The following is a 23,504-nucleotide window of genomic DNA, read 5'->3' as shown; positions in this document are numbered from 1 at the left end:
TCCTCTTTTCAGTTTTCGGGGCCGCACTCTGCCTGACTTTTGCCTGCAGATTTCATCAGGGTGTAGAGTTTGTATGAGGCCGAGACCATGTCTATGATAGATGACGTATATTTGAACATCTTCGAGTTCTTAGTATAGACACCCTCTGCGATGAAGTTCACTCTTCCGTCCCGAAGGAGCCTTTCGGCGTAGTCCCTGCCGGTGCCGTTCCCGCCGGAATAGACGGCTATAGCATGTCCGCCCTGGTTTTTAACAAGCTTCATGCAGGGAACGTCGGTGCTTCCGTCCCCTATGAAGAGCATCCTTGAGAAAGGTATCCTGCGGTCCTCTTCGGCTACGAACTCATTTATAGCAACGTTGTCAGTAACGCTTTCGATCCCTTTGTTGATCCTGTACAGATACTGGGTCTTGGTTGTGTAGTTGACCGCATTGGCAGGCCATATCGCAACATCGTGCTGGTCGTAGATGAATGAGCTCGCATATATCGCCTTCACGTGCCTGCTTACCGAAGTTCCCTCGATCATCTCCCGGAGGCCTGACGAGATTATGTAGTGCTCGAGCCTGACCCCTTTTTGAGCAGCATAATCATTGATCTCGCCAAACCAGCTTTTGACGCCCCTGAAGAGGTCAACTGTTTTGCCGTAGTCCCTGAATGCGCTCTTTGAGATCCTGACTTTTCCCGAAAGCCTGGCCTTGTCCAGCATCAGCTTCATGTAAGCAAGTATCGGATCGACCTCCTGCTCCCTTGCAAGGGCGTTCGATTCTTCCCAGAAATCCCTGGGGGCGATCCTGAGGTCAGGGAAGAAATCATGCTCCTGCATGTTCCCCGGGGCCAGGGTCCCGTCGAAATCGTAGCAAATTGCCATTACCGGATCGGGATATGACATTCCATAACTCCTCCTGATATTCTTTTTCGCTGACACTATCCCATGTTATAAATCACATAAGACCATTCGGATCAATAATAACCGGGAAATTGTGATCGTTCTTATGCCACGTGTGTCAGTATAAGCTGTTTTTGTCAAAATTATTATAAATTACTTCTTCTGATCATAAGTTGGTAAAAATACCTAAACGATACATACTGACCTTCAAATGTTCAGAAAATTAAGATATAATCTAAAAAGAGCAACTACCTGACTGCGAAGGGAGGAACCGGAAATGGCAATTGAGATGAAGACCCAATACATAGACGTGCCGGGAGGCTATGTCGGACTTAACGTATTAGGCGACAACGATTCCGCTATCCCTATTCTATTCATTCACGGCGGTCCAGGGGGCAATTTCGAATCTTTTTCACCGATGGCAGAAATGCTCGCCAAGGACTGCAAGGTCTATATGTACAACCAACTTGGAAGCGACGAGAAGAATGATGTGGGCGATGAATCGATCTGGGTCCCGGAGCGTTACATCGAGACACTGAACACCGTGATCAGTGAAATGAAGGTCGAGAAGCTCCACCTCATAGGACACTCCTGGGGAGCAATGCTGGCTGCGGAACACGTATTGAGGACGCCTGACACTCCTGTAAAGTCCATAACCATGGTAAGCCCCTACCTCAGCACGGAGATATGGATCAGGGATGCCAAATCAAGGCTTGCTGAACTCGGAGAAGAGTACGTCAGGATCGTAGAGGAATCCGAAAAGGAGATACAGTTCGGAGGCAGACTCTACCAGGACGCGATAGCCGAGTACAACAGAAATTTCCAGTGCAGGGAACTGCAGAAGCACAAAAGGCAGTTCAGGCAGTACGCAATGAAACCCAAGACTCCGAACGGACTCAGGGTCTACAGGCATATGTGGGGTCCCAGTGAATTTACATGCATCGGCATACTCAAAAACATGGACATAACACCGAAGCTCCCTCATATAAAAGTGCGCGTCCTGCTCATATGCGGAGTATATGACCAGGTAAGGAAAGAAACTATTGAGTACTACCGTTCACTCATACCGGGGTCTGTAAGGGTCACGATACCTGAGGCATCACAGACATCCTTCCTCGAAAACCCGGACAGCTTCTACGACTCGCTCACCGCATTCCTTGTAAGATTTAACTGAGAAAGAATATATTTAAGGGGCGCCGCTTCCGCGGCGCCCTTCTTTTGTCTATTTTTCCTCCATAAGTTCCTTCAGGAAGCTCTTTACAAGGTTGTATGTCATCCTCTTACGCCATTCCGGGCTCTTTCTGGGGTTGACCTCGTCGTATGCGACCGCGGCAGCTTCTTCGGCAAGCTCCGGAGTCAGCCTCTTCATCTTAAGGGCAGACTCAAGTCCGCTGAGCCTGAGAGGTATGGGAGACATACTTCCCGCGGCTGCGCGGATCTCCCAGATCACCCCGTTTTCGACCTCGGTATAAAAACCTAGCGAGAGCCTTGAGAGCGTTAACGCCTTACGCGAACCCCTTTTGAAAAATTTCTGGAAGCTCTTCTCTTTGGGCAAGGGGATCACGATCTCCTTCATTATCTCGTTGTGCTTCAGGTCAGGTTCCCTGTAGCCGATGATGAACTTCTCAAGCTTCATCTCGCGCGCGCCTTCCGGGCCCTCGGCTATGACGCCCGCATCAAGCGGAAGAAGTATCGTCGGAAGGTCGGCCGCACCCGAGGCTGTTGAGAGGTTCCCGCCTACGGTAGCCCTGTTCTGCACTGCCGGCGCCCCGCTCCGAAATGCAGCTTCCCGGAGTGCGGGGAGATACTTTTTGATAATGCTGCTCCTGATCAGGTCTCCGTTGGTAACACAGCTCCCTATCCTTATAGTATCGCCGGTCTTGTTGATCCCCTTCAGCTCTTTGACTCTGCTGAGGTCCATTATTTTCCTGAATGAATATTTCCCGTTCTTTATGTCTGGTATGATATCCGTGCTTCCCGCGAGGATGGACACTCCGCTGTTTTTCTCCAGTATCTCAAACACATCGTCCAGATTTTCGGGCGTAAGGCAGTTCATGTCGCTCTCCGATGTGGGAGTGGGAGCCTGTCCGCTGCAGAGGTTTTCGCGGACCCTGAAGGTATCGCAGTATCCTTCGCTGACGGCCTTCTCCACTGCGTCGTATATCTTCTCGTAGCCGGTGCACCGGCAGATATTTCCCGACAAGGCGACCTTTATCTCGTCCCTTGTCGGTGTAGGGTTTTCTTCAAGCAGCGCCCTCGCAGCCATTACCATTCCCGGGGTACAGAAGCCGCACTGGACCGCGCCCTCCGATACGAATGCCCTCTGGAGCAGATCCATATCATCGGGGTCCCCAAGACCCTCGACGGTCAGTATCTCGCTTCCCGATGCCTGTACTGCAGGCACGAGGCATGCATTGACAAGTTTTCCATCTATGATGACAGAACACGCTCCGCACTCGCCCTCGCCGCAGCCTTCCTTCGGCCCGGCAAAGCCCAGATCTTCCCTGAGCACTGCCAGAAGCGGTTTCATGGGAGGAACGTCGGTGTAATAAAGGGCTCCATTTATCGTCATTTCTATCCTCATTATTATCTTCCTCCCCCTTATGACTTCTTTTCGTCCGGGCACATCAGCCGAAAGAGCTTCTCCCCGGTGCAGGGGATCGAATCGCAGAAAACATCCACCGCGTTGTCCACCGCTGATACAAAGGCAGGCCCCGCCGCGTTCATCGGAAGTTCCCCTATGCCCTTCGCGCCGAAGCATCCCTGGACGCAGGGATCCTCCAGCAGCTCTATCTCCCACTCGGGTGTGTCAAGGGTCGTCGGCACAAGATAGGCGTTCATGTGAGAAGCCGTGTACCTGCCCTTATCGTCTGTTCGCATATCTTCCAGGTGCGACCAGCCTATAGCCTGGAGCATCCCTCCCGTCAGCTGCCCTTTGAGCTGCATCGGGTTTATCGCCCTGCCGACCTCAGCGGCCGCACAGACCCTCTCTGCCGAGACCTCGTATGTGTCCGTATCGACCTCGACCTCGATCACGTTCGCGATCCATGCGTAGCCCCTGTAGGCGTCTCCTTCGAATTTTTCCTCGTCCCAGCAGCTGTCGTCATCGAATATGTTGTATCCGAACTCATCCGGCATCCCTTTTTCCTTCATGTATCCGGCCGCAAGAGCAGTCATGGGCGTATTTGCCGGCAGCCCCTCCGCAGTCCTCCACTCTTCAAGCTTTCTTCTTATGTTGGCACATGCGTCCCTGACTGCCTTAGAGGCGTACATCGTCGTCCTCGAGGCCACTGTCGGCCCGGTATTGGGAGCCTTTGAAGTATCCGGCGCCATATATACAACATCTTCCATTCCGGCTCCAAGTTCTTCGGCCGCCGCCATCCGCAGCACCGTTGAAGAACCCTGCCCGATCTCAGTGCTGCTGACATAGAGAGCAAATCTGCAGCCGTCGAAGCAGACTCTGGCTGTCGTGCCCATCTTGTCCTCCCCGGCTCCCGTAAAGCCTCCTCCGTGGAGCGCCGCAGCGATCCCTATCCCCTTCCTTATCCTTCCCTTTGGCTGGGACGCGTAAAGTTCCTTTTTCGCCCTGTAGTCCGACATCTCGGCTGCCTTTTCAAGCACGGCGACCGCGTTGTTTTTCTCCTTAAGCACCTGTCCGTACGGGAACCTGTCCCCCGTCCTCAGTGCGTTTTTCAGCCTGATGTCGAGCGGGTCGATCCCCAGTTCTTTCGCCGCAAGGTCCATCTGTCGTTCCATGGCAAAAATCGTCTGGGGAGCCCCGAAGCCCCTGAAGGCTCCGTTAGGTGGCGTATTGGTAGCCACCGCCCTGCTCCTTATCCTTACGTTCGGCACGTGGTATATCCCGCATGCGTGGAGCTGAGAGCGCTGGAGTACCACCCTGCTGAGCGTCGTATAGGCTCCGCTGTCCAGGATAATGTCCGCGTCAAGTGCGGTTATCTTGCCCTCCCTACTGACGCCCATCCTGTAACGGCTCTTTGAAGGATGCCTTTTTGGCGTTACCCGCAGGTCTTCCTCCCTGTCGAAGACGATCTTCACGGGATGCCTCGATCTATAAGCCAGCAGGGCAGCGTATGAGCCGAGTATCGAAGGGTAGTCCTCTTTGCCCCCGAATCCTCCGCCTGTCGCCGCCTGCCTTATGATCACCTTTTCGGGAGGAAGGGCCATCACCTTCTGGATCGCTCCCTGAACATAGAACGGGCACTGCAGCGAGCCGATCACCTCCACCGCACCGTCCTCGCGCATAAATGCCGCCATGCCCTGGGTCTCAAGGTAGAGCTGTTCGTGGAAACCCGTTGCCCAGTTGCCTTCGACGATCAGGTACGCCTCGGCAAAACCCTTTTCTAGGTCTCCCGATTCTGTCCTGTACTCGTCGATCATGTTGTCTTTTCCCCAGATGATGTCTTTTCCCTCAAGGGCCTCCTCCACCGTAAGCACAGGTTTCAGCGGTTCGATATCAACCTCGATCGACGTCATGGCCTCTTTGAGAAGCATCTCATCGGGTGCCGCGACAAGTGCGATCGCCTGAGAAAAATAGTTGACCTCCTTTTCGGCAAGGGCCGGATAGTCGGTCCTGACCATGGAAATGTAGTTTTCTCCCGGTATATCTTCGTGGGTAACGAGAGTGACCTTAGACCAGTCAAATGAGGCGGACTTTTTGATACCCTTGAGCCTTCCCCTCGCAACCTTCGACCTCACTATGCCTCCAATCCAGCATCCCGGTATATCTATGTCGGCAATGTACTCGGTACGCCCCGTGACCTTCCCGGGGCCGTCGTCCCTTAATGGTGAGCTGCCAATTATATTAAATTCGTCCATCTGAAAACCTCCTGTCGATAAATACTGCGTGCCGCGATAAGCTGCCAAGAAAACCGCTTGTCGTAAAGTGCGGCTAAAATCGAGCCGCGGGAAGCAGTTGTATAAAAATCATGGCTGAGCAATTGCTATTGCTTGCCGCGGCATCTTCGCGCCGCAGTTTCACAATTGTTCCAAGGTTTAGTTATAAAAATTAATGTCAGGACTATTATACATTTTTTTGCTCTTACAACACACTATCCCGGTGGGAAAAGCTCATCAAGCTCTTTTCTGCCACATATCTTTAATAAAGGCCTCTGAATCGCTTATTTTCTTATTTGAAAGGAGCTCCCCATCCACCATGACGGCTTTGCCGCCTACGAAGAGGGCGTTAAGCTTTCCGTCTTTGCAGACCTTTATATCCGCGGCGGAACCGGCTTCAAGCTGCCCTACTCTGACTCCCGCCATCTCAAAGGGCCTCCGTAACTTTTTTTCTTCCTCTTCGCTAAACTTATGCTTTTCTGCCTGCCACTTTATTTCATTGTCTATCGAGAGGTCGTCATTGCTGGCCTCCCCATCTGTTCCGATATAGAGAGGGACTCCCAGTTCCATGTATTCACGAACGTCGGCAGTTCCGGCCTTTACCCGCTCGTTCATCCTGCCGTTGAAGACCACGGACATCCCGTGTTCCTTAATAAGCTCCTTTTCCTTGCGGCTCGTCCATACGCAGTCTGAGAGCAGAAGATGATCGAGAGTGGAAACCTTTCCGGTCTCTTTCAGGTCCGCAAGCACCTCGACCGGCCTCATTCCGTAATTTTCGAGGCATATCTTCACATCTCCATCGTCCTCGGAAAGATGGAACTGCACCTTACGTCCGTACTCTGCGCCGAGATTTATGCCTCTGGTGACCGCATCAAGGGTGTTCGCGTGGAAGCTGTGCAGTGCCGGTGCGACTTTCACTGTATCCGTTTCGTATTTAAGAAGGCCGATGAAGTTCTTCTCCGCCTCCTTCGGGTCCTCATAGTAGCTCAGCTGTGATGCCCTCTTTTCGGGATATGCTTTTGGGTCCGTCAGGTCATAGTTCATCCTTCCGAAGAAGAGCCTTATGCCGACATCCTGCGCCGCCCTTATCACTGCAAGGTCCAGCTCGTTTTCCCTTTTGTTGTGACAGTAAAAAGAGACCATTACAGAAGTTTCGCCGTAGGCCAGCATACGTCCGAAGGCCCTCACGCATCCGTGGTAAACCATTTCAGCCGTCATTTCAACGCTGTATTTATATATGGTCTCCCGGCACCACCTTGCCAGATCCCAGCTTTTGTCCGCTATCTCGACATATATGGACTGCTCCGGGTGCGAATGCGCGTTAAGGTCCCCCGCGCTGAACACATGATCCCGACCGAAAGAGGAGTCCGGCTCCTTAGGAGGCCTGCCCCTGCCCAGTGACTTTATCTTTCCCGTAAGGCTGTCCACAGTAAGGTAGTCATATTCATTGTACTTGCCCTCGATGACGATATCCATACGAATCACCCGCCTGTCTTGATAGTATCTTTATACCTGAAGAGACTTGTACTGTCGACTTACAAACACGACATCTATTCTGACATAGAGGTCCGCGGCTGTACTCTCTTTCGCCGCGAAAATGCTGTAAAATAGACAACAGGTATCGTTGGACAAGAAAACATAGAAAGAGGTGCTTTAAAAATGAAAGAGATCATCAGCACAGACAAAGCTCCGGCGGCGATCGGACCTTATTCTCAGGGTGTCAGGGCGGGGGGGTTCCTCTTCCTTTCGGGGCAGATCGCGCTCGATACCAAGACTATGACCGTCGTCGAAGGTGACGTGGCGGCTCAGGCTGAACAGGTCCTGAAGAATATGAAGGGCGCTCTGGAAAGCCAGGGGCTGGATTTTTCAGACGTTGTGAAGACCACTGTGTTCATCAAGGACATGAACGATTTCGGGAAGATCAACGAGATCTACGGCAAGTCCTTCACGAAGGATGCCCCGGCAAGGTCATGCGTTGAAGTCGCAAGGCTCCCCAAGGACGTTCTGATCGAGATAGAGGCAATCGCTCTTCTGAAATAGACCGCTATGGGGCCCTACTTGACTGAGGGGGGCCCTTTGCGCACTCTTGACAACACGTGCAAAAAATTTCTGCAGGGGAGTGACGAAAATGCTTCTCGTAGGAAACGGAAAACTTATCACAAGGGACCCCGACCTTCCTTTCATTCCCGATGGCTGCGCTGCCGTCAGGGGTTCTGCGATCTTCATGGTCGGAACGACATCTGAGCTGCGCACCAAATACCCCGAGGCAGAATTCATCGATGCCAAGGGTGGGCTCATCATGCCCGGGTTCATCAACTCCCACATGCACTTCTACAGCACCTTTTCCAGAGGCATGATTCCCCCCGGGGAACCGGCAAAGGACTTTTCACAGGTACTTGAGAGGCTATGGTGGAAGCTGGACAAGGCCCTCACGTTGAAAGACATCTACTACAGCGCCATGACCTCTCTCGTCGACTGCATCAAGTGCGGCTGCACCACCGTTATCGACCACCACGCAAGCCCGACAGCGGTCACCGGCAGCCTCTGTGAGATAGCCAAGGCGACCCGCGAGGCGGGCATACGGGCTTCCCTATGTTACGAGGTCTCGGACAGGGACGGCCAGAAGACTGCATATGAAGGCATACGTGAAAACATATCCTTCATCGACTGGGCCGAAGAGCAGAACGATCCTATGATCTCGGGCAAGTTCGGGCTGCACGCATCCTTCACCCTTTCAGACCTGACCCTTGAAAAGTGCGCCGAGGCTATGGAGGGAAGGAACACCGGCTTCCACGTTCACGTCGCTGAGGGACCGGAGGATGAGAAAGACTCCGTCGCCAAATACGGCAAAAGGATCGTGGAACGCTTCAGGGATCACGGGATCACAGGCGAAAACTCCGTCTTCGTACACTGCATACACACAGACGAGTCGGAAAGAGATATCATCAGGGAGACAAATACAGCTGTCGTCCACAACCCCGAATCGAACATGGGCAACGCCGTCGGTTCGGCCAGCGTCAGGGAGATGATCAAAGAGGGCCTTCTTGTCGGCCTCGGCACTGACGGCTATCTCTGCGACATGATACAGTCCTACAGGCTCGGGAACGCCCTCTGCAAGCATTCCTCGGGTGACCCCGGCGCAGGGTGGGGCGAACTCCCGCAGATGCTCTTCGTTAACAACGCGGAGATCGCGGAGAGGTGTTTCCCCGTCAGGCTCGGAATGATCAAAGAGGGATATGCTGCGGACATAATTATAATGGACTATATTCCCCCGACCGCGATAAGCGAAAAGAACATAAACGGGCACCTTCTCTTCGGATCTTCCGGAAGGAACGTCGTGACGACAATTGCAAACGGCAAGGTCCTCATGAAGGACAGGAAGCTCACAGAGCTCGACAGGGAACGGATCTTCGCAAAGGCAAGGGAGTGCTCCAAAGAGGTCTGGAAAAGGCTCTAGTCCAGACGTGAAAAAAGTGCAGCCCCCGGAACTATCCGGGGGCCTAATTTTTATGTACAGTTTCGGGCCTATAAATATCTTTTAACGAACTTCCCGCAAGGCTCACCGGCGACAAAGACCCCCTCCGCCAGCACCGGCCTTCCCCTGAGCCAGACATGTGAGGGAGATCCCTTTACCCTCATTCCCTCAAATGGGGTGTAGTCGACCTTCTGGTGGAGAGTCTCAACAGATAGGGCCTTCTCTTGCCGAGAGTCGAAGATAACTATGTCCGCGTCCGCTCCCGGCTCTATCCTTCCTTTATCCCTCAACCCCATTATCCGGGCAGGTGCGGTCGCGGTCACATCTACAAAGCGTTCAAGAGAGATGCGTCCCTTCATGACCCCCTCGGAAAAGAGTATCGGCATCCTGGTCTCTATACCCGGAATGCCCCCCGGAGCCCTGAAGACGTTCCCGCTTCCGAATTTTATTTTGGCTGCCCTGCTGAATGAGCAGTGGTCTGTCCCCACAGTGTCGATATCACCGGATGCAAGCGCGGCCCACAGCGCATCACAGTCTTCTTTCTTACGCAGCGGCGGAGCCATTATAAAGTCCGCTCCTCTCTCTTCGCTGTAAAGCTCATCTGTAAGGCAAAGGTACTGCGGGCAGGTCTCTGCGTAGACCTCGCAGCCTGTCTCCCTCGCCTCCATGATCCTTTGAAGTCCCAGAGCAGTTGAAAGATGCACGATATAACTCGGAACACCCGCGCCCTCCGCGAGGGCGGATATCCGGGCAACGGCATCCGCCTCGCAGAAGCCAGGACGGCTCAGAGGCCATGTCCGGATCCCTGTCATCCCCTTTGCCTCGAAGTCCGATCTCAGCCGTTTCAGTTCCGCGTCATCCTCAGCATGATAGAGCAACAGTCCACCGGCCCTCTCCATCATCTCCATCAGAGGAACGATCTGCGCAACCGCCATCCACGCGTCATATGTAGTGTAGACCTTTCCGGTAGCATGTCCGCGGCCGACAAGTTCCATTACCTCTTCTTCACTGAATCCGTTCGTTCCCTGAAATACCATATGCACCCCAAAATCAATGTAGGAAGCACCGCTGCCTTTCCTCACGGCATCATCAACAGCCACAGAGAGCGGTGATCCTTCGGGAACAAAGCCGGGGTGCTCGACTATCGTGGTAGTCCCTCCCCATACAGCCGCCCTGGTCGCCGCTTCAAAACCGTCCGAGACGCTCCTTCCGGCAGAGATGAGTGAGACATGCGTATGCGGGTCCACCCCACCGGGCAGAACATAACGGCCATCAACATCGACCACGGAAGCCCCGTCGTGCTCGATGCACGGTCCGACCTCCCTGATCTTACCGCCCTCTATCAGCACATCGCCGCGGAAAGAACCGTCTGCCCTGCCGACTGTCCCGTTTTTTATGAGGATCAAAGACATAAACACTGCCCTCCGTTCATGATTCATCATCGGCCCAGACAAAGTATATCCCTAAAAACTTGAAAGGGTGGTTGTCAAAACGAAAATCAATGTTATAATACTCTGCGTCGAGTTTTCAGATTCTCGGCATGCTATTCCTCGATGGCGCAATCGGCAGCGCGGGTGGCTGTTAACCACTAGGTTCGAGGTTCGAGTCCTCGTCGAGGAGCCAGACGCTCCGAAGCAGCTTGCATCAGCCTGATGCAGGTTGCTTCTTTTTTGGAATTGGGGCATCTCGCGGCACTGACTTAACAACATCGGTGCTTTTCACTTCAACGTATTGATATACGTCTCAGTTCGGAGCACCGCAAATTGCGTCGTCATTATCCACGATCTGCCCCAATTCCCAGGGCGGGTGGGAAACAGCATGCGGAGAGAACATCAGCCGGAGAATTTGCAGCCTCTGGCCGCGGAGAATTCGCGAACTACGAATCATGTTCGCTGGAGAATTTGCTCGCTTCGCATGGCGGTGAATTTGCCGGACTTGCGCCGCGTTTTTTAAGTTTTTACCATAGTACCCATATCGCAATTGGGGCAGATCGCGAGTGATGACGACGCAATGCGAAAAAATTCGAACTAAGACGTATTAGTCATACGTCGAAGTGAAGGATTTTGAGCCTTGCTAAGTCAGCGCCGCGATATGCCCCAATTGCGGGGAATTGGAGTTTAGAGCGAGTGATAACGACGCAACACGCAGCGGAGCTTTCCGAAGGCGTATATCAATACGTCGAAGGAAGGCTCCGCAAGTGTTGCTAAGCTAGCGCCGCGAGATGCCCCAATTGCCGGGAATTGGGATTTAGAGCGAGTGATAACGACGCAACACGCAGTGGAGCCTTCCGAAGGCGTATAACAATACGTCGAAGGAAGGCTCCACAAGTGTTGCTAAGTTAGCGCCGCTATAAATTCCAATTCCTATCTGCGGAGGGGGACAAGCTCCAGCCAATACCCATCCGGATCTTCGATAAAATAGATCCCCATATCCTTGTTCTCATAGCAGATGCATCCCATCTTTTCATGGTGGGCATGGGCTGCCTGGATATCCTTTACCGTAAACGCAAGGTGGAATTCAGCTTCTCCGAGATCGTATTTTTCTGTCCTGTCGTGCAGGTACGTCAATTCCAGCTGAAAATCCGTCTCTCCGTCACCAAGGTAGACAAGGGTAAAATCAGGCTTCTCGACACGCTTTACCTCTTTAAGGCCCAGGGCTTCTTCGTAGAACTCCATGCTTTTTTTCAGGTCAAGGACGTTGAAATTGAAGTGAGCAAATTTTGACTTCACACATATCACCCTTCTTATTGTCGTTATCGGCCCTTAATCCTTAAGGCCCTTTTCAAGTTCCGTGCAGAAAAGTTTCACTGTTTTGAACGCCCTTGCAAGTTCCGTCTCTTTCAGGGAAGAGAGGGCCTTCATCTCCCATTCGTGAAGGTCGTTTACAAGCTTTTCCGCCATGATCTTCCCCTCAGGAGTGAACCTTATCACCTTACGGCGCCTGTCCTTTTCATGAGGGAAGCGGCCCACTACGGACTTTCTTTCCAGAGCGTCGAGTGTCGCAGTCATCGTCTGCCGCGGTATTCCAAGGTAGTCAGCCACCTCCGCGGGCTCTACCCCCTCAGGCCTCATGTACAGTTCCTCGATAAGCGTCATGGCACTGTTGGAAATGCCGTGCTTCTGTGCCCAGCACGTATATGCCCGGTCATAACGGCGCCAGAGGTCCGAGAGTTCCAGAAGCATCCTTATGTCTTTATCGTCCCTATTTTTCATATGCCGTTATCGCCCCCTATATATTTTTGTGGGCGGGGAGGGGTATTGATACCCACCCCGATGCAAAGGCCCATACAGTTATCAAGATAACAGAGAGAGCCGCATTTGCAAAGGTCATTGAGAGCCAGACCCCGTCAAGTTTCCAGAACATGGGCAGCAGCCAGAGAAAGAAGGGAAGGATCAGCATCGGGTCCGAATAAGTAAGGAGCGAGGAGTGTCCTGCCTGTCCGACTGACTGGTAATAGGATGCTCCAACCTTCACTATCCCGACAAAGGGGAACATAGGAGAAGCGAGGATCAGCCCTTTGACAGTTATGGCCGCCGTTGTCCCGCTCATTGAGAAAAAGCCCGGTATGTGCCGGGCGAAGAGAACCAATAATGCTGAACATAGCAGCCCTATCCCGAACGCGAACGAGAAGCCCATTTTTGCCGTGAATTGTCTCCGGGCGGGCAGCGAAGCTCCGTGGTAATAGCTTATCAGCGGCTGCATTCCTTCTGCTACGCCCTCCTGCAGCATTATCCCAACAGGGATCACATAGCTTATCACAGAGTATGCCGCAAGCCCGATCTCCCCTCCGTAGACAAGGGACTGCCTGTTGTGCATTATCATGGTGACTGCAGCCGCCAGCTGCACCCCAAAGGGCGAAACGCCCATTGCAGTTATCCTCTCGGCAAATGCAAGCGATCCCCACATGTTCTTCCATCTCATTTTGACGTTGGAGCAGTCCCCGGCAAAATGCAGAAAGAGCAGGACCGCGGTCAGCAGCTGCGAGAGGACTGTCGCCCAGGCCGCTCCGGCGACCCCGAAGGGATATACAAGCACCCACAGCCAGTCAAGAACTATATTGAGAACAAATCCCGAGACCATTATGTACATTGCCTTGCGGGGATATCCGTCGTTCCTGACAGCTCCAAGCAGTCCCATAGTGAATATCTGGGTGAAGGAGAATAGCAGAAGTATCCGGCCGTAGACGAGTGAGAGGCGCGAAAGCTCTTCCGACAGGGCAAAGAACCCTACCAGCTTAGGCAGGGAGATGCAGAAAGAGAGGGATATCAAAAGGGATGAAATGATCATAAGCATCATCATCGAACTTAGTATCCTCCCGGCAAGCTTTGTCCGTCCCCTTCCCCTGCTTATGGATATCAGCGCTCCGCCTCCGATACCGATCCCCGCGCCCGCTGCTGTTGCGAACAGGGTGAAGGGATAGGAAACGCCTATCGCGGCGAGGCCGGTCTCTCCCGCACCGATACCAACAAAGAATCCGTCAACTATCGTGTAAACACCGCTTAAGAGCTGCGAGGCAAGTGCAGGGATCACGAACCTGCAGAAGAGAAGGGACATATCCTTATAGTTCTTGGCTTTGAGGGCCAACATGGTAACAACTCCAATTATCCGATTACAGATTATCCGTATATGGATATTACAATATTTTATTATTTTGTCAAGTCCTCCGAATGGGCAATAAAGTCGATTGCAGTAATAAAGATAAAATGCTAACCTGACTGAGTGTTCTGTTCAGAAACTGAAATATGCGAAGCGGGGTACCAAATGAAAGATCTCGTTACAGACTTGAATAATGCACAGCATCTTAAAATGACGACCGCTCCGGTGCCGGGACTGGTCATAAAGCTCGCGGTGCCTACTGTTATAAGTATGCTTGTCACAGCGATATACAACACTGCAGACACCTTCTTCGTCTCAAGGCTTGGGACCAGTGCAAGCGGGGCTGTCGGCATAGTCTTTTCGATAATGGCGATCTTTCAGGCTATAGGTTTTACTTTCGGGACAGGCGCTGCCAGCATGATATCCAGAAAGCTGGGTGCCAGGGAGACCGAGGCTGCGAGCAGGTATGCCTCCAGCTCTTTTTTTCTGGCCTTCGGGTCAGGCCTGATTTTCACCATTTACGGACTCTTTACTCTTGATGATTTTATGCTTAAGCTCGGTTCTACGGAGACCATCCTCCCCTACGCTAAAAGCTACGCGATGTACATTCTCCTTGGTGCACCGGTCATGTGCACCTCTTTTGTCATGAACAATGTACTGAGGGCCGAGGGCAAGGCAGCCTTTGCAATGGTCGGCCTTGTTTTCGGAGCTCTGCTCAATATCGTGCTTGACCCGATATTCATCTTCAAGTTCGGTCTTGGCATATCCGGGGCTGCTATCGCAACGCTCATATCCCAGTGCATCAGCTTTTCGATACTTCTGTCTGTTTTCATATTCAGAAAGAGCGACATAGGGATCAGCATCAGAAACATTTCAAGGAGACCGAAAGAATTCTTTGATATCCTGACCCTTGGGACTCCCTCTCTATGCCGACAGGGACTCGCAAGCATTGCGACAGTAGCGCTGAACGTCGCTGCTTCTGCATATGGTGACGCTGCCGTCGCAGCAATGTCGATCGTCGGAAGGACCTTCATGCTTGTCATGTCAATGATGATCGGCCTCGGACAGGGGTTCATGCCGGTCTCCGGATATAACTACGGGGCAAAGAATTACGCCCGGGTCAAAGAGGCGTTCTGGTTCACCGTAAAGACAGGACTGATGATAATGGCGGTGACCGCAGTGACAGGTTTTATAATGGCGCCTGAGATCGTATCGGCGTTCAGGAGAGAGGATGCGGAGGTCATCGTGATAGGGACTCTGGCAATGCGGCTCCAGTTTTCCGCCCTTATCCTGCAGCCCCTCTTCGTATCGACAAACATGCTTTTTCAGTCAACGGGCCATGCGGCAAGAGCTACCTTTCTTGCATGCAACAGGCAGGGGGTATATTTTCTTCCCCTTATACTGATCCTGCCGCCGCTGTTCGGTATAACAGGAGTACAGATAACACAGCCTGTATCAGACATACTGAGTTTCCTCACCTGCATCCCCTTCCTCTACTTTTTCATGAAAAAGCTGAACAGGCTTGAAAAAGAACAACTTTCCTGATGGCTGAAGGCGTGCTGCGTTTTAAGGAACGATCTCTGACTGAGGGAAATATAACCCCGCAGCTTATAAAATTCGCGCTCCCTTACATGTCTGCGAACCTTCTCCAGGCACTTTATGGAGCGGTCGATACAGTGATAGTCGGGCACTTCACAAACGCGGCGGGACTTTCGGCCGCCGCAATAGGAAGCCAATTCATGTTCCTTATCAACGGCGTCATAATCGGTCTTTCAATGGGAGGAACGATCCTGATCGCCAGATATTTCGGTGCAAAATCAGATACTGACATCAAAGAGACTATAGGGACAATGTTTACTCTCTTTGCTATTGTAAGCATTGCTCTGACCCTGATAATGTTTGCTGCCGTAAAGCCTCTGGTAAGCCTTATTCAGACTCCCCCTGAGGCAGTCTCCCAGACAGAGGGATATATTTTCATAAGCTCCGCGGGCATTTCTTTTATGTTTGCATACAACGCACTCAGCGCTATGCTGAGGGGATTCGGGGATTCCAAAAGTCCGCTTGTCTTCGTTGCCATAGCATCAGTCTGCAACGTCATAGGCGATCTGATCCTGGTCGCTGTCTTCAAAATGGGCGCTCCCGGCGCTGCACTGGCTACAATACTCTCCCAGGGGCTGAGCGCAGTCCTGGCTGTTATATATCTGAAAAAACAAAGTTTCCATTTCGACTTCAAGCTCGACAGTTTCCGCATCAAGAGAGAAAAACTTAAAAACCTGCTCAAAATAGGGCTGCCTATGTCTGTCCAGATGTCAATGACAACAGTTTCATTCATGTTCATAATGGCCACTGTAAGTGTGATGGGTGGCGTTGTCGCATCCGCTGCCATCGGTATCACCTCAAAGATAAACGGGTTTGTAATGCTCCCTCCCATCGCCTTTTCAGCTGCTATCTCTGCGATGGTCTCGCAGAATATGGGGGCCGGCCGGCCCAAAAGGGCAATAAAATGTCTATACGTCGGGATCTCGGTCACGTTGATATTCGGAGTGATATCGTTTGCCCTGCTTCAGTTCTTTTCTCCGGCTGTAATAAAAATATTCACTCCTGATATAGAGCTGATAAGAGCGACTTCCCTCTACCTGAAGTCGTTCAGCATCGACTGCATCCTTGTATGTTTCGTCTTCTGCCTCAACGGATTTTTCAACGGATGCGGGCACACGAGGTTCAGCATGGTCAACAACCTGATGGCCGCGTTTTTGATAAGAGTTCCTGCAACCTGGCTTTTAAGCAAAATTCCAGGAGCAGATCTCTTCAGCATAGGCTTCGCGACCCCCATGTCATCACTGCTCTCGATCACCATAGGTATAATATATCTGAGAAGCGGAAGATGGAAAAGTCTTAAACTTTCATAAGGAGATGAACGTATGCAGAAACTGGATGAAATAATTTTGAAAAGGCAAAGCTGCCGGAGCTACGAGACAAAGCCTGTGACAAAGGAAGATATAAGCAAATGTCTTGATGCCGCAAGACTGGCCCCGTCGGCCTGCAACAGCCAGCCATGGAAATTTACAGTGGTCACTGAACCGGAAACGAAAGCGAAGCTCGCCAACCTTCTGCAGATCGTGGGAGGAAACAAATTCGCAGACGCGGCTCCGGTGCTTATAACAGTCAGTGAAGATGAATGCCCCAAACTTATGCCGGGAGTGCTTGAGAGATGGAGCTGCAAACACTTTGCCCATGGCGACATCGGCATAGCAATAGCGCACTTCACGCTGAAGGCTGCAGAATCAGACCTTGCAACATGCATAATGGGAACCTTTGAGGACAGTGATGTTAAGGAACTGCTCAACATCCCCAGGGGAGACACTGTACGGGCGGTAATTGCCCTCGGTTATCCGTCGGACGATAAGATAAGGGATAAAAACAGGAAAGAACTCAGCGAGATAGTCCGTTTTATCGATTAAAAGAAAAAGCTCACTCTATTTCCAGAGTGAGCTCAGTTTGGCATATTCTGTATCATCTTCCATGTGCCGCAGTGAGTGCAGGAAACGCCTGCCCTCACTGCAGGGCATTTCCTGAGTGAGGCAGCGCACCCGGGTGCGCGGTATGGCGTGTAAGAACTCTGACTCCACATGAACAGGCGCAAGCCCTTCGCTGACTTTATCCGGCACAGTATCCAGCGCCCAGCTGAAGAAGACCGCGTGGTTCGTGTGGTCGTTGACGTCCAGATCCTGCCAGCGGACCTTCCACTTCTCCTCAATCTGAGGATCTGTAAGATCCGGTACTTTCACGTCCTCGGGAAGCACTTCCGAGACCCTCTCCATGAAGCCCGTCATCAGCTCGCTTTTGTCAAGGCGGATCGGTCTTTCCCTTTTAAGGTCCAGGAGCACCCACCACGTATAGGCTGAGCCGAGAAAATCTCCCGCTCCGTTCCAGAGCTTGTACGAACGCAGCGAATAGAGGTTGCGGAAGGGTTCGGCGTAGGTCTTTATCCTTATCGTCCCGTCATCTTTAGTCGGATATTTCTCCAGGTCGATGCGGTATTTCCTCAGGACCCAGGTAACGTCGTGCTCGAGGGTCTGCCTGACTGAGAGGTTGTATTTTGAGGCATCGATGTCAGCCATCTCCTGGAACATTTCCAGCAGCACACCGAATTTAAGCCTGCCCTTCGGGTCGATCCCGCTGAAGGGGATCTGGTTTTCGAGATCAGTCATCCAGGTAGCAGTCGAAGTATCCCTGAATGTAGACGACGGGCGTACCCTTGTCACCTGAGCCTGAAGTTAGGTCGCAGAGGGAGCCAATGAGGTCAGTCATGCGTCTTGGCGTGGTCCCGAGTGTGCAGTGTCCGTACTTGTCCATCTCGCCCTTTGACTCGATGGCCTCTCGGATAGCGTCGGAGGGGTCCTTGTCCCCCGCGTTGTCTGCCACGTACTTGAACTTTATCTCCTTAGGCATCCCGCTGAGTCCGTCGGTATAGCCGGGCGAGACCACGGGATCCGCAAGCTCCCATATTCCGCAGACGGGATCCTTGAAAGCCCCGTCCCCATAAACGAGCACCTCAATTTTTTTGCCCGTGCGGTCAAAAAGCTCCTTTTGGAGCTCTCTCACGAAGGCATCGCAATCGCGTGGGAAGAGCTTCACAGAGTTGTCGTTTGTATAGTTGGATCCAAGCAGGCCGTACTGCTCGTTGAAGCCTGCCCCATCCCTTATGGGTGAGCTGCATATCTCATCAAGCGAGATCACATTTGCCCCTGCTTTTTCAAGGATATCCCTGTGGAGCTTCCTGGTATGTATACTTGCCACTATCACTGTATTTGAGAAACTGAGCGCAGCAAGGGGATTATTGGCGAAATGTACGGATACCTTTTCAGGGTCTATCGATTTGTAAAGCTGCACGTAATCGACGCCGGTAAAGGGATGTCTGCATTCCCCGAAGACCTCGTAATACTCTTTTTCATCAAAGCTGTCGCAGGACAGTCTGTCACTGTTGAGGTAAAAATTCATCGGATCAATGACCTGGTTGCCAACTTCATCCGATGGATAGGAGAGAAATACACGAACCTTGCCCCTGACACCGTTCACTATCCCCCTGAGCAGCTGATGAAACCTGTTTCTGCTCAATATGGGGAAAATGATGGAGACATCACCTTCCGGGACCCTTTTTTTTACATCCTCAGATATATCAGAAAGGGTCACATAATTTCCCTGAGACCGTGCAACAAGTGATTCCGTCACTCCAACTATATCACTGTCCCTGATAACGAACGGATCCCTCTCATTTTCAGATGCGGCAACGATCGTATCGGAAATTATATTTATCAGATCTGCACCTTTAGTTATTACCGGCAGACGGATACCTCTGGAAGCTGCTCCAACATAGCGCATGATATCTTTCCTCCCAAAACGGGCATATTTTATAAAAACCAACTATGTATTTTACCATGAACTTCCTAGGGATGGGCGAGCGGTCGGCAAGCAATTGGCAAGCTGTAGGCAAGCGGTCGTTTCTTAAATACAGCTGAGCAATGGCTAAGCGGTCGCTAAGCAGTAGCTGAGCCGTCGTAAGGGGCGGGGGCAGGTTCGGAGAATTGCGGCCATAGGCCACGGAGGTTCAAAATCCCCACCGTACAGGCACTGTCCCTCCTCTCCGTCATTCCCAGACTCATTCACCATCATCTTCCCGGTATGCCTTATCTTTTTATTGTCTTCCCGGTATGCCTTCGAGCCGGGATCCATAGGGTTTATATGTTGTTCTACGAATAGAAATCAAGGTCAAAATCAGAGACAGTGGATCCCGGCTCGAAGGCATACCGGGAAGACGGGGAGGGGCAATTGGGATATAGAACAGATGATAACGACGCAATGCGCAGCGAACTCTCGTAAAGGCGTATATCAATACGTCGAAGCGAGAGTCCGCAAGCGTTGCTAAGTCAGCGCCGCTATAAATCCCAATTGCTATTGACAGCAAGGGGGAAGTGGCTGTATTATCTCGTGCAATCATTATAAGATCTGACTTCAAAAAACAAAGGAGGCTCGCGAAAATGCCGGCTGATATGTTCAGAAACGTTTCCTATTATTACGCATATTCTTATCCTCGCTGCGATCACGCCTCGGGGCTATTGGTGTTTTCTGCGAAGTCTGAGTCAGCATAGGGATATTTCTGCTGGATGACACTTCAAGGACCGCCGACCCGAGGGCCGGCGGTCCTTTTTTGTTGATCACACGGATCTGCATTTTATACCAAATGTAAAAAATTGATCGGAGGAATTATAAATGTTAAATACTGATATGTGGGTAATAGTTTCAGGGGCTTCGCTTTTGTGGAGTGCGGCATGGTCGATAATGAAGATCATCAGGTCGGTGAAATAAAATGTTTACTTTTGCCCCCCTCTGGATCGGATACGCTGTACTCCTTGTCCTTATAGCCAAATACTCAAGAAGCAGGGACGCGCTGCTTCCGGGAAAAGTTGGCGTAGCTGTTCAGGCCCTTGCATATGTCGCCACATATATTTCTGCTGTGGCGCTGGTCGGGTTCGGCGGCCTCTGTTACATCTTCGGGATGCAGATGCTCCTGATCGCGGCGGGCAACGTCTGGCTCGGGACATGGTTCGTCTACCGTTACCTCGCATGGCCTACAAGGCTGTGGCAGAGGAAGCTTAATTCAAAAACACCGGCTGAATTCCTCTCAAAGGCATTTGAGACCCCGAAGCTGCAGGTATTCCTCGGCTTCATATCGACAGTACTGCTTATAATTTACGGTTCAGCAGTATTCAAAGGCGCAGCAGTCATGGTCTCCGGAGTACTGCCTATCTCCACAAACACCGCGCTTGCCCTCCTTGTGGCCGTTGTAGGGATAAGCGTCGTCTGGGGGGGGCTGAGGGGCGTTCTTTACACTGAAGCCTTCCAGGGGCTTGTAATGATAGTCGGAGTCGGTGCCCTTCTCTTCTCTCTGCTTCGAGAGGTTGGCGGTCCGATAACAGGTCTCCAGGCACTGGCGGCGCTTCCTCCTACAGAGGCTGCAAACAACGGTTTTCTGGCGTTGAGCAGCGGTCCTGCCGGGCTCAATATTATCTTCCTTACCATAGTGACATCGGTCGGCATCTGGGCACAGCCTCAGATGATACAGAGACACTTCGCCCTCAAGAGCACCCAAGAGACAAGAAAAGCTGCTCCGCTGGCTATGCTTGCGCTCTCTGTCGTGGTCGGCGGAGCCTACTTTGCAAGCGCGCTTTCAAGGCTGATCCTGGGACCCGGGATAACAAATCCTGATATTGTACTTCCCACGCTGGTACATAAACTTCTTCCGGTATTCGGTCAGCAGCTTTTTGCCCTCGCGATAGTATCGGCATCTCTCTCCACAGCATCCGCACTTCTGCATATAGCAAGCGGCAGCCTGGGCAGGGATGTATTCAAAAAACACCTCACCGGCTGGTCGTGGAGGATCGTCGTCATCTTCTGCACTGTCTGCAGCGGGGTTTTCGCACTGAAAAGCTCCTCGATCATCGCCCTTATCTGCGCCACAAGCTGGACCATACTGGCATGCTCGATCCTTGTCCCTTATCTTGCCCTTCTTATTCAGGGACCCAGGGCAGGATCTTCTGCGGCACTGATGTCCTCGATCGGGGGCCTCGCGGGTACTACAGCGTGGTATCTCCTGGCCTACAAACCCACGTCAATGGGCATGACCGGATTTTACGCCCCCGGGATAATAGGGGCCATACACCCCATACTTCCTGGAGTAGCGGCATCATTTATTTCGTTTGCAATTTTTGCCAAAAAGGGAACTTTCACGATGCCCGCACTTTCCGGGTCCGCGGCCGAAGAGGATATGCCCATTAGATAGTGAAGCGGCGATCTTTATCGCCGTGAAGCGATGGTGAGCGGTTGTAGGGGCGAGTAAATTTGCAGCTTCTGGGCTGCGGTGAATTTGTCGCGTCTGCGCGACGGTGAATTTGCATCGCTTCGCATCGCGGAGAATTTGCAGCTTTTCAAGCTGCGGTGAATTGGACCTTAATTCATTGATGACCTTGGCCCCTCTCCGTCGTTCCCGAATGCATAAATCGCTCTCGATACAAGCACTCGGGGACAACGCAGGATCTGCCGGAAAAACATCCGGCGGGAGTCAGTAGGGAATCGATTGCAAATCAGTTGGTCCTTAGATTTTAACAACCGCTTCCCAATCGCTTCGCGGCGATGGAATCGCAGCTTCCCGCGGCATCTTCATGCCGCACTTCGCCATCGTACTTAATACGTCGAAGTGAGGCTCCACAAGCTTTGCTAAGTCAGCGCCGCGCTTTTAGTTTTTTGCGATAGTCAACAGCAATATCGCAATTGGGATTTAGAGCGAGTGATAACGACACAACGCGCAGCGGAGCCTTCCGAAGGCGTATTGGGCATACGTCGAAGGAAGGCTCCGCAAGCTTTGTTAAGTTAGCGCCGCTATAAATCACAATTGCTGCAAAAATGAGCTCACAGCCGCCAGTCCTTCGACAAGCACTTCCTTTTTCGGAGCATAGCCTATGCGGAAGTGGTTTTCGAATTCGAAGCAGCTTCCGGGAACTACGAAGGCGCCGTTGTATTCGAACATTTTCCGGCAGAGATCCTCCGATCCCATATCGTAGTCGTATTTGATCAGCGCCGTGGTTCCGGCATTGGGGAGAACGAAACTTACGCCATCTGTGCCTTCTACCCAGTCGGCGAGGACTTTTTTGTTTTCCACTACTATTTTCAAGTTGCGCTCCAGAATTTTCTCTTTGTTTTTAAGCGCGATCAGGGCAAGAGCATCGTCGATCATCCCGCAGCTGATTATGTTGTAATCGCGGTGTTTGAAGCATTCCTTTATGAAGCCTTCATCTGCTGCTATCCATCCCAGTCTCAGTCCGGCAAGGGAGTAGACCTTTGACATGCTGGAGGTGCTGATGCCCTTTTCGTAGATGTCGGCTATGGAGGGTACTAAGTAGCTTCCGTCGTGTTCGAGACCGCGGTAGACTTCGTCGCATACGACCCAGGCACCGACCGTATCCGCTATTGCCGCTATCTCTTTCATTACCGCCTCGCCGAAGCATGCCCCGGTCGGGTTGTTAGGGGTGTTGATCACTATCGCCCTGGTGTTTGATTTCACCAGTGTCCTCAGTTTGTTCATGTCGGGCAGATAGCCGTCCTCCGGTTCCAGACGAAGTCGCCTTACTTTCGCGCCAAGAGCCTCCGGCAGCGAGTAAAGCTGCTGGTATGTGGGATAGACCGCAACCACCTCGTCTCCCGGGCCTACCAGGGTGAAGAGGGCAAGGAAGTTCGCTCCTATACCGCCGTTGGTCACTATGACGTTGTCGGTCGTCTTCTTTTTATGGTAGAGCTTTGTTATCTCTTCCCTCAGGTCAACGCTTCCCGGAATTGCCCCGTAGGCCAGCTTTGTCTCGGAAAGCTTTCCAAAGAATTCGTCCCTTTCAATAGAGGCTATATCAAGAAGCTCTCCGACTTTCAGGGATTCCACACAAGTCTCCGCGATGTTGTATGTCGCATCATCCTCGTACCTGTTCATCCACTCTTCGACTTCAAAAGCTTTGATCTCCACACTGATCCCCCCTCTAAATACGGCTCAACAATAGCTAAGCGTGGCTGAGCAATAGCTGAGCAGTCGTTAAGGCTGGCAGAGAGAGCCTCTGCCCGCTTTTACAATTGCTTGCCGATTGACTCCCGGC

The 23,504-nt window shown here is 52.0% G+C and carries 18 protein-coding genes and 1 tRNA gene; 8 read left to right on the top strand and 11 right to left on the bottom strand.

Going from position 1 to position 23,504, the window contains the following annotated elements:
- Positions 1 to 8: 8 nt before the first annotated feature.
- Positions 9 to 887, bottom strand: coding sequence for a haloacid dehalogenase-like hydrolase (locus OLM33_03605; GenBank protein ID MCW1712757.1), 879 nt, complete (start codon positions 885 to 887; stop codon positions 9 to 11).
- Positions 888 to 1,161: 274 nt separating this feature from the next.
- Between OLM33_03605 and OLM33_03600 the strand changes: the two genes are divergently transcribed.
- The gene (locus tag OLM33_03600) at positions 1,162 to 2,058 is read left to right on the top strand and encodes an alpha/beta hydrolase (protein MCW1712756.1); all 897 of its coding nucleotides are present in this window, start codon (positions 1,162 to 1,164) and stop codon (positions 2,056 to 2,058) included.
- Positions 2,059 to 2,106: 48 nt separating this feature from the next.
- Here OLM33_03600 and OLM33_03595 read toward each other — a convergent pair whose 3' ends face one another.
- The 3 genes from OLM33_03595 to OLM33_03585 all read right to left on the bottom strand — a co-directional run bounded on the left by OLM33_03595 (position 2,107) and on the right by OLM33_03585 (position 7,214).
- The gene (locus tag OLM33_03595; protein MCW1712755.1) at positions 2,107 to 3,468 is read right to left on the bottom strand and encodes an FAD binding domain-containing protein; all 1,362 of its coding nucleotides are present in this window, start codon (positions 3,466 to 3,468) and stop codon (positions 2,107 to 2,109) included.
- A gap of 17 nt (positions 3,469 to 3,485) precedes the next feature.
- Complete coding sequence (locus OLM33_03590) at positions 3,486 to 5,720, bottom strand: xanthine dehydrogenase family protein molybdopterin-binding subunit (GenBank protein ID MCW1712754.1); 2,235 nt, start codon at positions 5,718 to 5,720, stop codon at positions 3,486 to 3,488.
- Positions 5,721 to 5,975: 255 nt separating this feature from the next.
- Positions 5,976 to 7,214 (bottom strand): amidohydrolase family protein, encoded by a 1,239-nt coding sequence (locus OLM33_03585; GenBank protein ID MCW1712753.1) that lies wholly within the window; start codon positions 7,212 to 7,214, stop codon positions 5,976 to 5,978.
- 183 nt (positions 7,215 to 7,397) lie between these two features.
- On the opposite strand from OLM33_03585, the gene OLM33_03580 reads away from it, so the two are divergent.
- A complete protein-coding gene (locus OLM33_03580; protein MCW1712752.1) occupies positions 7,398 to 7,778 on the top strand; it encodes a RidA family protein in 381 nt (126 codons plus the stop codon).
- A 46-nt stretch (positions 7,779 to 7,824) separates the two neighbouring features.
- On the top strand, positions 7,825 to 9,195 hold the full coding sequence (gene ssnA, locus OLM33_03575) for a putative aminohydrolase SsnA (protein MCW1712751.1): 1,371 nt from the start codon (positions 7,825 to 7,827) through the stop codon (positions 9,193 to 9,195).
- Positions 9,196 to 9,263: 68 nt separating this feature from the next.
- Here ssnA and hydA read toward each other — a convergent pair whose 3' ends face one another.
- Positions 9,264 to 10,625 (bottom strand): dihydropyrimidinase, encoded by a 1,362-nt coding sequence (gene hydA, locus OLM33_03570; GenBank protein MCW1712750.1) that lies wholly within the window; start codon positions 10,623 to 10,625, stop codon positions 9,264 to 9,266.
- 135 nt (positions 10,626 to 10,760) lie between these two features.
- Between hydA and OLM33_03565 the strand changes: the two genes are divergently transcribed.
- A tRNA-Asn gene (locus tag OLM33_03565) sits at positions 10,761 to 10,836 on the top strand.
- A gap of 740 nt (positions 10,837 to 11,576) precedes the next feature.
- Here the strand turns inward: OLM33_03565 and OLM33_03560 are convergent.
- Genes OLM33_03560 through OLM33_03550 form a run of 3 tightly spaced genes read right to left on the bottom strand, consistent with a single transcriptional unit; the run spans position 11,577 to position 13,800 of the window.
- Positions 11,577 to 11,942 carry a VOC family protein gene (locus OLM33_03560; GenBank protein ID MCW1712749.1) on the bottom strand — a complete coding sequence of 122 codons (366 nt, stop codon included), beginning with the start codon at positions 11,940 to 11,942 and terminating at the stop codon, positions 11,577 to 11,579.
- A 33-nt stretch (positions 11,943 to 11,975) separates the two neighbouring features.
- On the bottom strand, positions 11,976 to 12,425 hold the full coding sequence (locus OLM33_03555) for a MarR family transcriptional regulator (protein ID MCW1712748.1): 450 nt from the start codon (positions 12,423 to 12,425) through the stop codon (positions 11,976 to 11,978).
- Positions 12,426 to 12,441: 16 nt separating this feature from the next.
- Positions 12,442 to 13,800 (bottom strand): MATE family efflux transporter, encoded by a 1,359-nt coding sequence (locus tag OLM33_03550; GenBank protein ID MCW1712747.1) that lies wholly within the window; start codon positions 13,798 to 13,800, stop codon positions 12,442 to 12,444.
- A 174-nt stretch (positions 13,801 to 13,974) separates the two neighbouring features.
- On the opposite strand from OLM33_03550, the gene OLM33_03545 reads away from it, so the two are divergent.
- Genes OLM33_03545 through OLM33_03535 form a run of 3 tightly spaced genes read left to right on the top strand, consistent with a single transcriptional unit; the run spans position 13,975 to position 17,270 of the window.
- Entirely contained in the window at positions 13,975 to 15,354 is a 1,380-nt protein-coding gene (locus OLM33_03545; GenBank protein MCW1712746.1) for an MATE family efflux transporter, read from the top strand.
- A complete protein-coding gene (locus OLM33_03540) occupies positions 15,354 to 16,718 on the top strand; it encodes an MATE family efflux transporter (GenBank protein ID MCW1712745.1) in 1,365 nt (454 codons plus the stop codon). Before OLM33_03545 ends, OLM33_03540 begins: the two co-directional genes overlap by 1 nt.
- 12 nt (positions 16,719 to 16,730) lie before the next feature.
- Positions 16,731 to 17,270 carry a nitroreductase family protein gene (locus tag OLM33_03535; protein ID MCW1712744.1) on the top strand — a complete coding sequence of 180 codons (540 nt, stop codon included), beginning with the start codon at positions 16,731 to 16,733 and terminating at the stop codon, positions 17,268 to 17,270.
- A 15-nt stretch (positions 17,271 to 17,285) separates the two neighbouring features.
- On the opposite strand, the gene OLM33_03530 is transcribed toward OLM33_03535, so the two are convergent.
- Entirely contained in the window at positions 17,286 to 18,020 is a 735-nt protein-coding gene (locus tag OLM33_03530; GenBank protein MCW1712743.1) for a thioesterase, read from the bottom strand.
- The gene (locus tag OLM33_03525) at positions 18,013 to 19,191 is read right to left on the bottom strand and encodes a coenzyme F420-0:L-glutamate ligase (GenBank protein MCW1712742.1); all 1,179 of its coding nucleotides are present in this window, start codon (positions 19,189 to 19,191) and stop codon (positions 18,013 to 18,015) included. Before OLM33_03525 ends, OLM33_03530 begins: the two co-directional genes overlap by 8 nt.
- Before the next feature lie 985 nt (positions 19,192 to 20,176).
- On the opposite strand from OLM33_03525, the gene OLM33_03520 reads away from it, so the two are divergent.
- Entirely contained in the window at positions 20,177 to 21,649 is a 1,473-nt protein-coding gene (locus OLM33_03520; protein MCW1712741.1) for a sodium:solute symporter family protein, read from the top strand.
- Positions 21,650 to 22,252: 603 nt separating this feature from the next.
- On the opposite strand, the gene OLM33_03515 is transcribed toward OLM33_03520, so the two are convergent.
- Positions 22,253 to 23,377, bottom strand: coding sequence for an aminotransferase (locus OLM33_03515; protein MCW1712740.1), 1,125 nt, complete (start codon positions 23,375 to 23,377; stop codon positions 22,253 to 22,255).
- Between the last annotated feature and the right edge of the window lie 127 nt (positions 23,378 to 23,504).

The organism is Synergistaceae bacterium DZ-S4 (assembly GCA_025943965.1).
Taxonomy (GTDB): domain Bacteria; phylum Synergistota; class Synergistia; order Synergistales; family Synergistaceae; genus Caenicola; species Caenicola nitritireducens.
Note: the sequence above shows the minus strand (reverse complement) of the source record. Positions and strands in the feature narration are given on the sequence as shown.